The sequence below is a fragment of the Streptomyces sp. NPDC002870 genome (genome assembly GCF_042888505.1).
In the GTDB taxonomy this organism is placed as follows: domain Bacteria; phylum Actinomycetota; class Actinomycetes; order Streptomycetales; family Streptomycetaceae; genus Streptomyces.
On record NZ_JBIAPW010000040.1, the window covers coordinates 1 to 14,578 of the forward strand.

The 14,578-nt window shown below is 67.4% G+C and carries 12 protein-coding genes and 1 pseudogene; 9 read left to right on the forward strand and 4 right to left on the reverse strand.

Translation table 11 applies throughout. From position 1 onward, the window contains the following. Together ACFYWY_RS32845 and ACFYWY_RS32850 are read right to left on the reverse strand one after the other, a co-directional pair. The coding region (locus ACFYWY_RS32845; RefSeq protein ID WP_389193369.1) for a beta-galactosidase at positions 1–423 on the reverse strand (423 nt) is incomplete at its 3' end. 394 nt (positions 424–817) lie between these two features. Beyond that, positions 818–1,915 carry a LacI family DNA-binding transcriptional regulator gene (locus ACFYWY_RS32850; RefSeq protein WP_389193371.1) on the reverse strand — a complete coding sequence of 366 codons (1,098 nt, stop codon included), beginning with the start codon at positions 1,913–1,915 and terminating at the stop codon, positions 818–820. A 245-nt stretch (positions 1,916–2,160) separates the two neighbouring features. Here ACFYWY_RS32850 and ACFYWY_RS32855 point away from each other — a divergent pair, with 245 nt between their 5' ends. From ACFYWY_RS32855 to ACFYWY_RS32875, 5 genes are all read left to right on the forward strand, one after another. Further along, positions 2,161–3,078 (forward strand): carbohydrate ABC transporter permease, encoded by a 918-nt coding sequence (locus tag ACFYWY_RS32855; RefSeq protein ID WP_389193374.1) that lies wholly within the window; start codon positions 2,161–2,163, stop codon positions 3,076–3,078. A gap of 2 nt (positions 3,079–3,080) precedes the next feature. After that, positions 3,081–4,016, forward strand: coding sequence for a carbohydrate ABC transporter permease (locus tag ACFYWY_RS32860; RefSeq protein ID WP_389193377.1), 936 nt, complete (start codon positions 3,081–3,083; stop codon positions 4,014–4,016). 51 nt (positions 4,017–4,067) lie between these two features. Continuing rightward, the gene (locus ACFYWY_RS32865) at positions 4,068–5,411 is read left to right on the forward strand and encodes an ABC transporter substrate-binding protein (RefSeq protein ID WP_389193380.1); all 1,344 of its coding nucleotides are present in this window, start codon (positions 4,068–4,070) and stop codon (positions 5,409–5,411) included. Between the two features lie 690 nt (positions 5,412–6,101). Further along, a complete protein-coding gene (locus ACFYWY_RS32870; RefSeq protein WP_389193383.1) occupies positions 6,102–7,613 on the forward strand; it encodes a ricin-type beta-trefoil lectin domain protein in 1,512 nt (503 codons plus the stop codon). Between the two features lie 148 nt (positions 7,614–7,761). Next, complete coding sequence (locus ACFYWY_RS32875) at positions 7,762–9,147, forward strand: GH1 family beta-glucosidase (protein WP_389193386.1); 1,386 nt, start codon at positions 7,762–7,764, stop codon at positions 9,145–9,147. Positions 9,148–10,317: 1,170 nt separating this feature from the next. On the opposite strand, the gene ACFYWY_RS32880 is transcribed toward ACFYWY_RS32875, so the two are convergent. Next, positions 10,318–10,923, reverse strand: coding sequence for a TetR/AcrR family transcriptional regulator (locus ACFYWY_RS32880; protein WP_389193389.1), 606 nt, complete (start codon positions 10,921–10,923; stop codon positions 10,318–10,320). Between the two features lie 128 nt (positions 10,924–11,051). On the opposite strand from ACFYWY_RS32880, the gene ACFYWY_RS32885 reads away from it, so the two are divergent. The 4 genes and pseudogenes from ACFYWY_RS32885 to ACFYWY_RS32900 form a co-directional block, all read left to right on the forward strand. Continuing rightward, positions 11,052–11,813 carry an SDR family NAD(P)-dependent oxidoreductase gene (locus tag ACFYWY_RS32885; protein ID WP_389193392.1) on the forward strand — a complete coding sequence of 254 codons (762 nt, stop codon included), beginning with the start codon at positions 11,052–11,054 and terminating at the stop codon, positions 11,811–11,813. A 43-nt stretch (positions 11,814–11,856) separates the two neighbouring features. Next, the gene (locus ACFYWY_RS32890) at positions 11,857–12,270 is read left to right on the forward strand and encodes a DUF4345 domain-containing protein (protein WP_389193394.1); all 414 of its coding nucleotides are present in this window, start codon (positions 11,857–11,859) and stop codon (positions 12,268–12,270) included. A 146-nt stretch (positions 12,271–12,416) separates the two neighbouring features. Next, a complete protein-coding gene (locus ACFYWY_RS32895; protein WP_389193397.1) occupies positions 12,417–13,115 on the forward strand; it encodes a type 1 glutamine amidotransferase domain-containing protein in 699 nt (232 codons plus the stop codon). Between the two features lie 78 nt (positions 13,116–13,193). Then, positions 13,194–13,625: pseudogene (locus ACFYWY_RS32900) on the forward strand (zinc-binding dehydrogenase); the annotation flags it as partial. Between the two features lie 41 nt (positions 13,626–13,666). On the opposite strand, the gene ACFYWY_RS32905 reads toward ACFYWY_RS32900, so the two are convergent. Further along, complete coding sequence (locus ACFYWY_RS32905; protein WP_389193400.1) at positions 13,667–14,335, reverse strand: class I SAM-dependent methyltransferase; 669 nt, start codon at positions 14,333–14,335, stop codon at positions 13,667–13,669. Positions 14,336–14,578 lie beyond the last annotated feature (243 nt).

Genomic DNA, 14,578 nt, shown 5'->3' on the forward strand with positions numbered 1-14,578 from the left:
GGGCAGGAGCGGGGCTAGCAGCTGGGCGAAGTAGTCGTCGACCGCGCGCAGGAACCGCGGGTCGCGGGTGCGCAGCGCGATGTCCGGCTCGGCCAGGAGCCAGGAGGGAAGGCCGCCGCCCTCCCACTCGGCGCAGATGTACGGGCCGGGGCGGAGCAGCACGTGGAGCCCCTCGGCCGAGGCGAGGTCGAGGAAGGCGGGCAGGTCGAGTTCGCCGTCCATCCGCAACCGGCCGGGGCGCGACTGGTGGAGGTTCCATGGGACGTAAGTCTCGACGGTGTTGAGGCCCATCAGGCGGGCCTTGTGGAGACGGTCCGCCCACTGCGCAGGGTGGACTCGGAAGTAGTGCAGTCCTCCGGACAGGAGCCGGAAGGGTTCGCCGTCGAGCCGGAACCCGATGTCATCGATCTCAAGAACGGGCATGTGCTGCTGCTCCTGTGCTGAAGGGACATGCGGCGGGTCGGGACGCGCGGGGGCTGAGCGCGCCCCGACTCGCGATGATGTTTGCGTAAACATATCGTCGCTGGCAAGTCTTTTCGCGCTTCGGATCAGGATGCGCGGGGCAGTCGTCACCGGCCGTCGAAGAGCCCGGTTCGGATGGGTCGAAGCGGACGCAATCACAGCGGCAGCTGCCGAGTTGCCCGCTGCACGGGCCCCGCCACCCAGGAGTGGTCGACACCCTGATTCCCAGGCGGCGTCCTCCGCCTCGTCAACGCGGCATCGCTCTCGCAATCGGCAAGGGCGTCCTTCGACAGACGCCCACAGCCACCATTTCGCTCCAGCACCTACATGGGCTCTGCCTACCAGCGGATCGCCCTCACCGTTTGAAGGGCGGCGATGCCGTGCTGCTCCTGACCACCAGGCGCGTCGAGACGATGTCCGTGCCGGATCTCGGGATGTCGTCTTCGCGGATCTGACGCAAGACCTCTTGGACGGTTCTCCGCCCCACGTCGGCGAAGTCCTGGTGCACCGTGGTCAGGGGCGGAACGAAGTAGGCGGCGTCGGGGGTGTCGTCGAAGCCGACCACGCTGATGTCACCGGGAACCGCCCTGCCTCGTTCTTGGAAGGCGCGCAGGAGTCCGAGTGCCATCTGGTCGTTGGCGGCGAACACCGCGGTGCAGCCCGGCTCCTCTGCGAGCGTGAGGCCGGCGGCGTAGCCCGATTCGGCGGACCAGTCGCCGTGCAGTGGCGGCGGCACCGGCCGTCCGGCTTCCTCGAGCACGGTCCGCCATGCGTGAGTCCGGCGCTGGCTCGCGTACGACGTCTGGGGACCGGTCACGTGCCAGACGGTCTCATGTCCGAGTTCGAGCAGGTGGTTGACGGCGTGTCGGGTGCCGCCGGCCTGGTCGGAATCGACCACCCGGTAACGGTCCCCGGCGTCGGAGTCCACGACGACCACATGAACACCGGGCGGCAGTGCCACGGTGCCCGCGTCGAGCAGGTGGACCTCGATGAAGACGATGACGGCGTCGACGGCCAGTTCGCCCATTCTTGTGAAGGCGCCCAGCACATTGTCCTGGGTCGGGATGTCGACAGGGATCAGCGTGATCGCGTACCCCTCGGCCGCGGCCTGGGTCGCGATCGCTTCCACGGTGTTGCTGTTGCCGGTGGCGGACAGGCTGTGCAGGATCACGCCGATGGTGTTGAACTGCCCGTACCGCAGAGCACGCGCCGCACTGTTGGGCCGGTATCCCAGTTCGCGCATCGCCGCGAGCACCTGCTCCCGGGTCGAAACGATCACACCGGGATGGCCGTTGGAAACCCTCGACACCGTCTGAGACGAAACGCCCGCAAGCTTGGCGACGTCGGCCATCGACACCCGCTGCTTGCGGCGCCCACCCGGTATTCCCGAACCGCCCCGCTGAGCACCACCTCCAGGAACAGGATCCTGCTGTCCCCGCTCACTCAGGTCCATCGCCCTTGACTCCTGTCTGCCCGTCCTGGGCCGTCGACGGACGGCCCAAGCGGAATTTAACGCCTTCGAAACCTTGACCGATCGCTGTGACGGCTGCCACGCTACCGCACAAGTTTACGTAAACATCCTATCGCAGGCCAGATCGCGCCGCTGGGCCCGAGAGGGCGGTCGGCGTGGCCAGCCGGGCATGACGTTTACGTAACCACGAAGTTTCCGGTCAGTGCTTGAGTAGCGAGGAGCGAACCGTGGTCGCAGTACCACAGACAGGGGTTCTACGTGCCGGGAGGCCGTCGGCCTCGAGTTGGCGATCATTGGTCGGCTGGCGGTTCGTCGGGCCGTTCATGGCGGTGTTCGCGCTGGTCTTCCTCGCGCCGATCGGCTACTCGATCTACTTGAGCCTGTTCCGCACCCAGCTGATCGGCGGAACGACCTTCGTCGGCGCCGACAACTACACCCAGGCCTTCAGCGACGCGCAGTTCTGGTCGGCTTTCGGCCGGGTGGCGGTCTTCCTGGCCGTGCAGGTTCCGATCATGTTGTTCCTCGCCCTCCTGCTCGCCCTGGCGATCGACAGCGGTCGCCTGTACGGAGCGAGCTTCTTCCGGATCTCGGTGTTCCTGCCCTACGCGGTGCCCGCCGTCGTCGCGACGCTCATGTGGGGCTTCATGTACGGAACCCGGTTCGGTCTGGTCGGCAACCTCAACGAGGCGTTCGGGATCTCGCTTCCGAACCCGCTGTCACCCGACCTGATCCTTGCATCGATCGGCAACATCGTGACCTGGCAGTTCGTGGGCTACAACATGCTGATCCTCTACTCGGCGCTGAAGGTGGTCAATCCGACGCTGTATGAGGCCGCGGAGATCGACGGTGCGGGTCAGCTGCAGATCATCCGGGCGATCAAGCTCCCGGCGCTGCGTGGGGCGCTGATCATCGCGACGATCTTCTCGATCATCGGCAGTTTCCAGCTGTTCAACGAACCGAGCATCCTCAAGAACCTGGCGCCGAATGCGATCACGTCCTCCTTCACGCCGAACCTCTACGCCTACTCACTGTCCTTCGCAGGGCAGCAGTTCAACTACGCGGCGACGATCGCCATCGTCATGGGGCTGATGACGATGATCATCGCCTACGTCGTCCAGCTGCGCGGCATGCGGAAGGAATCCTGATCATGGCCACCACGACTCAGAAGCCGCGCACGGCACGGCACTTGAGTGTGTCTTCGGGCCCGCTGGTGGTCCGCCCGACCCGGCGTGCGTCCCGCAGGAACAGGCGGAGCACCACGCTGACCGCCCTGACAGCGATCATGCTGATGTACACACTCCTTCCGCTGGCCTGGCTGGCGATCAACGCCACCAAGACGCAGGAAGGGCTGCTCGACTCCTTTGGCCTGTGGCTCGACGGAGACTTCGCCCTGTTCGGCAATATCGCCGACACCTTCAGCTACAACGACGGGATCTTCACCCGCTGGCTTATCAACACCCTGCTCTATGTGGTGGTGGGCGCGGGCGGATCCACCCTGCTCGCGACGCTCGCGGGGTACGGGCTGGCCAAGTTCGACTTCCCCGGCAAGAAGGCCGTATTCGCGACCGTCATCGGAGCGGTCGCGGTGCCCGGCACCGCACTGGCGGTCCCCACTTTCCTGATGTTCTCCGAGATGGGGCTGACCAACACCCCGTGGGCGATCATCATCCCGTCGCTGGTCTCACCGTTCGGCCTCTACCTCATGTGGACCTTCGCCACCGACGCCATCCCGAACGAGCTCCTCGAGTCGGCGCGGGTCGACGGCGCCGGCGAGTTCCGCACGTTCTTCACCATCAGCATGCCGATGCTGGCGCCCGGCATGGTCACGGTTCTTCTCTTCAACGTGGTCGCGACCTGGAACAACTACTTCCTGCCGCTGATCATGCTGAAGGACCCCGACTGGTACCCGCTGACCCTCGGCCTGAACAGCTGGAACGCCCAGGCTGCCACCGTCGGCGGCGAAGCGGTCTTCAACCTCGTGATCACCGGATCACTCCTCACCATCGTCCCCCTGATCGCGGCATTCCTGCTGCTCCAGCGGTACTGGCAGTCCGGCCTTGCCGCCGGAAGCGTCAAGGAGTGACCGACGCCCGGCCCGACTGCTCTTCCAACATTCCGATGAAAGGGAACACCCATGGCGATAATCCGTCGTCACGCCCTCCTGCTGGGCGCGGCCGCCCTCTCGGTGACGCTCACCGCCACCGCCTGCAGCTCCTCCGACAAGCAGGACGCGGGCACCGCCAAGCCTGCGTCCGACGCCGACGTCCAGGCCGCCCTGGATGCCGGCGGCAAGATCACGGTTTGGGCCTGGGAACCGACTCTTAAGAAGGTCGTCAGCGATTTCGAGGCCAAGTACCCCAAGGTCAAGGTCAACTTGGTCAACGCCGGCACCAACAATGAGCAGTACACCGCCCTGCAGAACGCGGTCAAGGCCGGATCGGGCGTCCCTGACGTCGCCATGATCGAGTACTACGCGCTGCCGCAGTTCACGCTCGCCAAGTCCATTACCGACCTGAGCGCCCTGGGTGCGGACAAGCTCAACAACGCCTTCACTCCTGGCCCGTGGAACGCGGTCCGCGCCGGCGGCAGCGGCGTTTACGGCCTGCCAATGGATTCCGGCCCGATGGCGTTGTTCTACAACAAGGAGGTCTTCGACAAGCACAAGATCAAGGTGCCGGCCACCTGGGAGGAGTACATCGCCGCAGCCAAGAAGCTGCACGCCGCAGACCCCAAGGCGTACATCACCGCCGACACCGGCGACGCGGGCTTCACCACCAGCATGATCTGGCAGGCCGGGGGCAAGCCCTACACCGTCGATGGCACCAAGGTCGGCGTGAACTTCAATGATCCCGGCACCAAGAAGTTCACCACTGCCTGGCAGCAGCTCATCAGCGGCAAGCTCGTCGCCCCGGTCACCGGCTGGAGCGACGCCTGGTACAAGGGCCTCGGCGACGGCACTATCGCCACGCTCGTCACGGGTGCCTGGATGCCCGCCCCCCTCAAGTCCGGCGTCAAGGCCGCTGCCGGCAAGTGGCGCGTCGCGCCCATGCCGCAGTGGGAGAGCGGGGCCAAGGCCACCGCCGAGAACGGCGGCAGCTCGCTGGCCATCACGCAGGCCAGCACCAACAAGAAGCTCGCCTACGCCTTCCTCAAGTACGCCACCGTCGACGAGGGCGCGCAGAGCCGCGTCGACGCCGGCGCGTTCCCCTCCACCACCAAGCAGCTGAACTCCCCGGACTTCCAGAATAAGAAGGACCCCTACTTCGGCGGCCAGCAGATCAACCAGGTGCTCGCCCCGTCGGCCGGCCAGGTCGTCCCCGGATGGTCGTACCTGCCCTTCCAGGTCTACGCCAACAGCATCTTCAACGACACCGTCGGCAAGACCTACGTCAGCGACACCACCCTCCAGGACGGCCTCAAAGCCTGGCAGGACGCCTCCACCAAGTACGGCCAGGAACAAGGCTTCACCGTCAAGTAACACGCCCCCAGCCCGTGTCCCGCCCGCCTGTTGGCTGGACAGCAGGACCGTCCAACGGCACTTCTTCGCACCTCCACCCTGAGGGCACGAGGTCGCACCGACCGGCCCGCCACCGGACGCCGCTGACGACGACCTACGCGACCCGCCCCCACCATCGCCCCGCCGGCCACCTGACAGGCCGCCGGGGTCCCACCCCGGGCTCACCGAGCCACACGCGGCCTCCCTCCCCCATGCCCTGAGCCGCCCCATACCCGAAGGAGTAACCCGGATGCACGGACGCTCGCCCAGCATCCTGCCCAGGCCACCGCCCGCGCGGATTCGGGCACCGGTCACGATCCGCGGCCGGCCGCGCAGCCGCCAACAGCATCCCGCGCCCGCCGCCCCGAGCAAGGACACTCAGCGGGCGGTGACAACGCCGTAGCGGGCCCCACCCGCAGCGGCTTCTTCTCCACAACAAAGGCCGTGCCCGAACAAAGGCCGTGCCCGCCAGCCCCCAGCGAGCACGTCAACTCAGCCGACCCCACGTTCCCCGGCTGCCCGGCGCCCATCACCACCTCGCGCCGTGCCCTCTCCGGAACACACCCAGGCGCCACCACCGCATCACAACCGCCCACCGCGGCAGATCGCTTCGTGGCGCCCAAGGCGGCAACGACCGCCTGCACAGAGCCGCATGCAGAAAAGGAACACGACATGCCCAACTCCCAACGCACCCGGCCAGGTCCGCACTCCGCCGTACTCCCCCCCGCCCGTACCCGCTTCCTCCGCCGCGCGCTGGCCTGCCTCGCGGCCGCGCTGATCGCCGTGCCGATCACCGTGCTGACCACGACGTCGCCGGCGGCTGCGGAAACCAACCCGACGGACGCCAGCAAGTTCAAGGGCGTGAACTGGGCCCGCCCGCTGGACAACTTCGTCCACGGCGACGTCGTCCCCGAGGGCCTGGACAGCTCCGACAGCTACGACACCGTCAAAGTCAAGGCCAACGCCATCCTCAGTGGATTCCAGAGCACGCTCGGCGCCAACACCGTCCGGCTGCCGATCAACACCCACTCCGTCCCCGGCACGACGTGGGGCGACAAGTACACCGGCGCCATCGACGCCGCAACCGCCAAGGGCTTCAAGGTCATCCTCTCCTACTGGGAGGACGAAGCGGCCCAGAGCGGCAGGATCACCAATATGGCCGCCTTCAACTCGATGTGGAACTCGGTCATCGGCAGATACGACTCCAACAGCCTGGTCTACTTCGAGCCGATGAACGAGCCCCACGGCTACAGCGCCACCGACTGGGCGAACCTCGCCGCCAAGTGGATCAACGACCGCCCCTCGGTCCCCAAGAACCGGATCATCGTGAGCGGCCCCGGCTACAACGACTACGTCACGACCGTGTGCGCCGACTCCCGCCTCGACGGGACCTACCTCTCGCTCCACCACTACGCTTTCAGTAAGCCGGCGAGGACCTACGGCGAGTGGGTCACCGACTTCAAGGACAAGGTCGGCACCTGCGGCACGCGCACCATCCTGGACGAGTTCGGCTCACCGATGGACAAGGGCATACGGCCGGTGGTCGTGGAGGCTGGCAAGGACTACAACGACGCCGCCAGCACCGACAACTACGTCCGGTACCTGCGCGCCGACACCGACAGCGTGCGTTCCCTCGGCATGGGCGCGGTCTACTGGCCGGCCCTCGGCGGCAAACACAATGAACACCCCGACTACGACTTTTACTCCCTCTTCGACCTCAAGGGCAGCGGCACCAACCTGGCGCTGGGCACCCGCAACATCAGCGGCATCGACCGCCTCAAGCACGCCTGGGGCATCGACCCCGACTCGCACACGAGCGCCCTGCGCAACGTCGGCGCCAACCTCTGCCTCGACGTCCCCTGGCACAGTCACGACAACATCGCGGTCCAGGTCCATGACTGCTGGGGTGGTGACAACCAGAAGTGGACCAGGACGCCCTCCGGGGAGATCACCGTCTACAACGGCACGAAGTGCCTGGACGCCTACGGTGAGGGTACGACCAACAGCACCGTGGTCGGCACCTATGACTGCAACGGCCAGGCCAACCAGAAGTGGATGGTCTACTCCGACGGCACGATCCGCGGAAAGCAGTCCGGTCTGTGCCTGGACAAGGACCTGGCCACCAACAAGGTCCAGCTCTGGGCCTGCTGGGGCGGCGACAACCAGAAGTGGCAGACCAGCTAAGCAGTAATCCCCGGACTCACACGTAGGCCGGTCGCGGACGTGACGACCGCGACCGGCCTCACTGCGGGCGCCCGCCAAACAGCACCTTGATCCATCCGCGAGCCATCCGCGATGTCCGGACCCTCCCGACCACGAAGCGAGGAAAGCTGTGCCCCTTGACGACCTGACCGCCTTCCACCCCGGCTTTGCCTGGGGAGCGGCCACCTCCGCCTACCAGATCGAAGGCGCGGTCGCCGAGGACGGCCGAGCACCATCGATCTGGGACACCTTCTGCAAGCAGCCCGGCACCGTCGCCGGCGGGGACACCGGTGACATCGCCTGCAACCACTACCACCGCTGGCCCGAGGACGTAGCGTTGATGAAGCGCCTCGGCCTCAACGCCTACCGCTTCTCCATCTCATGGCCCCGCGTCATGCCGGACGGGGACAGCCACGTAAACCCGGCAGGATTGGCCTTCTACGACCAACTGGTCGATGCACTGCTGGAAGCGGGCCTTGCTCCTCATGCGACCCTCTACCACTGGGACCTGCCGCAGGCCCTCGAGGACCGCGGCGGCTGGCCCGCCCGCGACACCGCCCTACGATTCGCCGACTACGCCACCGTCGTGGCCGAGAGGCTCGGTGACCGCGTCACCAACTGGGCGACGCTGAACGAGCCATACTGCTCCGCGTGGCTCGGTCACCTCCAAGGGGTCATGGCCCCGGGCCGCACCGACCTGACCGCCGCCGTACGTGCCTCACACCATCTGCTGCTCGCCCACGGGCTCGGCGTCGAAGCACTCCGGTTCACGGTCCCACGAGCGCGAGTCGGCATCGTCAACATCCTCACGCAGTCCGAGCCCGCGAGCGACCGGCCCGAGGACGTCGCCGCCGCGCGCCGCGACGACGGGCACAACAACCGCTGGTGGCTCGATCCCATCCACGGCCGCGGCTACCCGGCCGACATGATCGAGGTGTACGGGAACGAGCCGCCGGTCGAGCGCGGAGATCTGGAGACGATCGCGGCGCCGCTGGACTGGCTGGGCGTCAACTACTACAAGCGGTCAGTCACCGTCGACGATCCGCAGGGGCCCGCACCGTTCGCCCGTCCCGTCACACCGCCGGGCACACTCCGTACCGGGATGGACTGGGAGGTGCACCCGGACCGGCTGGAGCAGGTGCTCGTCCGGGTCACCGAGGACTATGCACCGCGATCGATCCTCGTTACCGAAAACGGCTCTGCCTATCCCGACCAGGTGGCACCTGACGGTGGCATCCACGACACCGACCGCATCGCCTACCTGGAATCTCACATTGTGGCCTGCGCGCGGGCCTCCCGCCGCGGCGTCCCGCTCGACGGCTACTTCACCTGGTCGCTGCTGGACAACTTCGAATGGGCCTACGGCTACTCCCAGCGGTTCGGGATCGTCCATGTCGACTACGAGACCCAGACACGCACGGTCAAGGACAGTGGCCACCGCTACGCCGAGGTCATCCGCGCCCACCAGAACGCCACACAGCGCGCGGCTTCCGATGCAGTCCCCATCCCCGAGTGAGGAACGCCGGCGAGATAATCCCGCGCGTGCGACGGGGCGGGAGATCAGTTCGGTCGGCCTGCCGAACTGATCTCCCCGCACCCAACAAGGCCGCCGCCTGGAAACGCTCGTCGACCGCCTCCGTCGCGACCCCGCGCACGTCAACGAAATACCGGCTGCAGCAGGAGCACCGGACCCTGGTCTTCGCCGAGCCAAGCAAAGCCAGGAAGGAAGAGCCGGCTGACGGGAGCGCAACTGGTCGACGATCCCGAGCTTCCTGCCGCTGTGCGTGGAGAGATCCGCTACTTGCCGGATTTGCACGTCCCTCGCTAACACGGAGCCAACGGAGCGCGACCGTCAGGTAGAGGAGGTGCTGACCAACCTCCGATTCGACCTCCACGCCGATCAACGCATAACCGTGTGCCGGGGCCAAGCTGACCCCGGTCGGTCGGCGGACCGGAGGTTGGTGCTGCGTACGGGCCGCGCAAGAACGCTGCCGATCGGTGATCCGGCGACCCGAGAGTGGCGGTCGAATGCGAGACCGATGAAGGCGTCGGCGAGCTTGGACAGGAATGGGTACCCACGTTCGCCCGTTGGGCAGAAGAAGGGGACGCGGGCAGGAGAAAGGGCATGCTCCGAGCGGATCCGGGCAGGGTTGTGCCCCTATTTCGGCCAGAAATCGCCTCTGCCTGCGGAAATGCGCAAGTCGATACGGGCGCAATCGGTCCGGAAATGCATGACGTTTCGCCTGGTCGTGCGGCTGAGAGTGCCTGTAGAAAATCCATATGAACCCGAACGGACCGGGCTCCGTCACTGCACGGCTGGGTCTTCGCTTCGCCGCTGTGACAGGTTCGATGGTGACGCCGGGAGATCAGGGAGCAGGCGAGTTCGGCCGCGCAAGCCGGGAAGTCCCTCCGAGGGCAGCAGCAGCCCGTGAGGGATCCCACAAACGAGCCACCCGCTGGCGCGTGGACGCCAGGGGGGTTATCGTCGACAGGGAGAACGACCGGTCTTCCTGCCTCTTAGGGGCGGCGTCTCGGCCTTCCGGGCGGGACTGCCAACCAGGCAAGCAACTGCCAGTGGGTCCCGGTGCACGTCGAAACAGAGATGAAAAGCTCCATGAAGCCAATCCGCGCCCCGGCTTGCCCGGGGTCCAGCAGAGGGCCGGTGTTTCGCGCGGCCCCGTTGGGGTCAGCCTGCCGACCGGATCAGCCGGACCGCGTCCAGCAGGGTCTTGTGCGCGGCCGTCGAGTCGTCCAGGTAGCCGGCTGCCATCGCGCCGTCGTACAGCATCAGCAGCGCACCGGCGGCCGACTCCGCATCGGCGTGGCCGAGCCGGGTGAGCAGTTCCTGGAAGAGGGTGCGGATCCAGTCCCGGTGGGACGCCACCAGGCCGCGGACCGGATGGCCGGCGTCCGGGAACTCGGCGGCCGCGTTCATGAACGGCGAGCCGCGAAAGCCGCGCTCGCGGGCGTGCTCGGCGATCGCCTCGAAGATCAGGTCGATCGCCTCCGCGGGCGGGTGCCCGGCGGCCAGCGGTTCGGCCACCTCCTTGTAGTAAGCGTCCTTGGTCAGCAGATAGGCCACGACCAGGTCGTCCTTGGAGGCGAAGTGCCGGTAGAAGGTCGCCTTCGTCACCCCGGCCTCGGCGATCAGCCGCTCCACGCCGATCGCGCGCACGCCCTCGTAATAGAACAGCCGCGACGCGGCCCGCACCAGGCGTTCGCGAGGCGGCAGGTCTCCCTCCGTCTTGGTCCCCTGACGTGCGGCGTCGGTCTTCTGCCCAGTGATGCTCACTTCCCCATTGTGCCCGTGGCCCGGCCTTGAGCGGCCTCCACCCCCGTACGGCCCTCGCCAGCAGGGCCGAATTCCCCCTATCCCGCACGGCCCGCAGCAACGTGGCCGCTCATCGAAAGGCTTGAACCATGACTCGTCGTCTTGAAGGAACCGCCGCCCTGGTCACCGGAGCATCCAGCGGCATCGGCCACGCCACCGCCCTGGAGCTTGCCCGCGAGGGCGCCTCCGTGGCCTTGGTCGGCCGGCGTGAGGACCGGCTCACCGACCTCGCTGCGGAAATCTCCAACGCCGGCGGCAAGGCACTGGTCGTGCCCGCCGACATCACCACCGCCCAGGCCGCCGCGGAAGCGGTCGAGCGGACCGTCGAGAACCTGGGCCGCCTGGACATCCTGGTCAACAACGCCGGCCTCATGCTGCTCGGGCCCGCCCCCGGTGCGGACCTGAACGACTGGCGGCGCATGATCGACATCAACCTCATGGGCCTGATGTACACCGCCCACGCGGCCGTCCCCCACCTGGTCAAGGCCGCCGCCGAGGAGCCGCGTCAGGTCGCCGACATCGTCAACATCGGCTCGCTCGCCGGCCGCAACGCCTACGCCATGTCCGCCGTGTACAGCGCCACCAAGTTCGGCGTCGGCGCCTTCAGCGAGGCGCTGCGCCAGGAACTGGCACGCCAGCACGTCCGCGTGTCCGTCGTCGAGCCGGGCAGCGTCGACACCGAACTGCGCACACACAACCCCGACGTCATCCAGCAGCACATCATCTCCGCCCTGGGCGACATCGAGCGGCTGCAGAGCCAGGACATCGCCGACACCGTCGGCTACATCGTCACCCGCCCCCGGCACGTGGCCGTCGCCGAACTGCTCGTACGCCCCACCGAACAGGCCTGAGCACCATCCCCGTAGCCAACTCCGAGACAGGCGAGGAGGTGTGATGGCGGCTCACAGCCCTCTCACGCCGGCCGGCACCGTCGTCCGTGTCTGCCTGCTGCTGGCCACTGCCATCGCGCTCGGAGACGGCCTGCAGCAACTGGCGCAGGGAGCTCCGGCGGGCGCGGCGGACGCGGACAACGCGCACCGCTTCCTGGCAGGCGTCTACATCGGCTGGGCTCCCCTGTTCGCCTGGGCGGCGGCAACGATCCGCCGGCAGGGAGTACTCGTCTACTTCCTGGCCGTCCCGATCTTCCTCGGTGGCGTCGGGCGGCTGGTCTCCTTCGCCCGGGACGGCATGCCCAGCCCGGCGGGAAACTTCCTCGCCTCCGCCCTCCTGGAGCTCATCCTCCCGATCGTCATCGTCTGGGCGCACTCCACCGCACTCAGATCCAGACGAGTGGCGGCCCCTGCCTGAGGCACCGGACCCGGGGGGGTGTCACGTGCGGGTCGGTGGAACTGCCCGACCGATGGACGAGGTAGGCGGTGTTGATCGGCGGGACCTCCAGCCGGCGGCGCCCGGCCCCGAATGTGTCGTCGGCCTACATAGGAGACGTAGGAAAAGTGAGACGGAAAAAGATTCTGGCGGTGGTGACAAATCAGGCCACCTACGGGGCGAGCAAACACCCGACCGGCCTCTGGCTGGGTGAACTCGTCCATTTCTACGACAAGGCGGTCAAGGACGGCCACACCGTGGACGTGGTCAGCCCGGTCGGCGGCGAGGTGCCACTCGACCCTCGAAGCCTCGGCCGCTTGTTCGCCGACCGGACGGTTCGCAATTATCGAGCCGACCCGGCCTTCATGGCCTCCCTGAAGTCCACCGCTTCCGTTGCCGACGCAGATCCGGACGACTACTCCACGATCTTCTTCACGGGTGGGCACGGCACTATGTGGGACTTTCCCGACAGTGCCGACCTGCGGGGAACAGCCGAGGCCATCTACGCCGGGGGCGGCATCGTCTCCTCGGTCTGCCACGGCGCCTGCGCCCTCATCAACCTCCAGGACGCCGACGGGAACCCGCTCGTCCAGAACCGCACCGTCACAGGCTTCGCGACGGTCGAGGAAAAACTGGCCGGCGTGAAGGGCAGGGTGCCGTTCCTGCTGGAGGACGAACTGCGCGCGAAGGGAGCCAAGTATGTGCGCTCCACCGTCCCGATGACGCCGCATGCCGTGCGCGACGGCCGCCTGATCACGGGCCAGAACCCGGTGTCCACGAAGGCCGTCAGCGACTTGATTCTCGGTGCCTTGGCCGAGACCGAGTAACCAGTACAGAAACCTGGGGCGCCCGCATCTGCGGGGCGTCACCCGATAGACCCGGCACTAGGAGACCGCATCATGCGACTGGAGGTCTCGGGCCGGATCAGCGCCATCGGCGAGGGCGTGACCCACTGGCAATCGGGTGACGAAGTGTGCGCGTTGCTTGCAGGGGGCGGATACGCGCAGAAGGTCGCCGTCCCTGCCGGGCAGCTGCTCAGGGTGCCCAAGGGCATCAGTCTTGTCGAAGCGGCGGCCCTGCCAGAAGCCGCCGCCACGGTGTGGTCGAACGTCTTCATGACCGGTGTTCTGAAGGCGGGCGAAACCTTCCTCATGCACGGTGGAGCCGGCGGCATCGGCACGATGACCTCGGCGCCGACCTCGCGATCAACTACCGCACCGACCGTACAGGTGGTCATCGACCGGACCCTGCCCATGACCGAGGCTGCCGAGGCGCACCGGATCCTGGACGCCCACCACATCGGCAAGATCGTCCTGGTCAACCCCGACACCGCGTAACGCCGACCTGCCGTGTGGCGTCGCGCCCACCCTTGATCGCCTCAGCCTCGGCCTCGCCGGAGGCCGCGGGGTCTGCGTGCGTGGAGGACGAAGGCTGGGGGTGTGTTGCGCCATATGGTGCGGCTGGGGACGACTTCTTCGAAGTGGTTGGCCAGCAGCTCGCGGAACCGACGGGCGGGGGTGAGGGGAACGGCGTGGAGATAGGTGAACGCGGTGAAGGCACCCGCCGGGCCGAGCACCGCGGCTGTCGCCTCCATGAGCCGGTGTTGGGTGGCGGAGGGAAAGAGTGCCCAGGGCAGGCCGCTGACCACCACGTCGGCGCTCTCGATGCCGCGCTCATCCAGCAGGTTGCGCAGGTGTACGGCGTCGTGCTGGATCACCTCCGCCCCCGGGTGGCGGTGGCGCAGGCGCTGGGCGAGGAGTGGATCGATCTCGACGGCCAGGTGGCGGCCGCGCCCGCCGAGCCGGCGCTGGATCTCGGCGGTGAACGGTCCGGTGCCGGCACCCAGTTCCACCACGACGGGCTCGCCGCGTTCGGGCACCGCGGCGCAGACCGCCTCGGCCATATGCCGCGAGCTGGGGGCGACGGCCCCCATGCGGGCCGGTGAGCGCACCCACTGCCGCAGGAACAGGGTGTAGTCGTTCGGCTCCTGCGGCGGCTTGTAGAGACGGCAGTGCCGGGCTGTGCGGTGCGCGGTGCTGGTGGTCATGTAGATGCCCTTGTCGGGGAGTGCGGAGGGTCGATCGTGTCGGCGTGAAGGGGCAATGTGCGGTGAGGTCCCGTGGACGCAAGGGCCTGACAGAAAGACCGGTCGTTCTACCCCGACGATAGCTCCCCCCGGCGCCCTCGCGCCACTCGTCAACCCGATTGAGAGGTCCCTCACCCGTCCACCACCGACAGAGAAGACCCCTGGTGCCGCCAGAGCCCGAAGAGTTGCGGATCTGCCGGGACG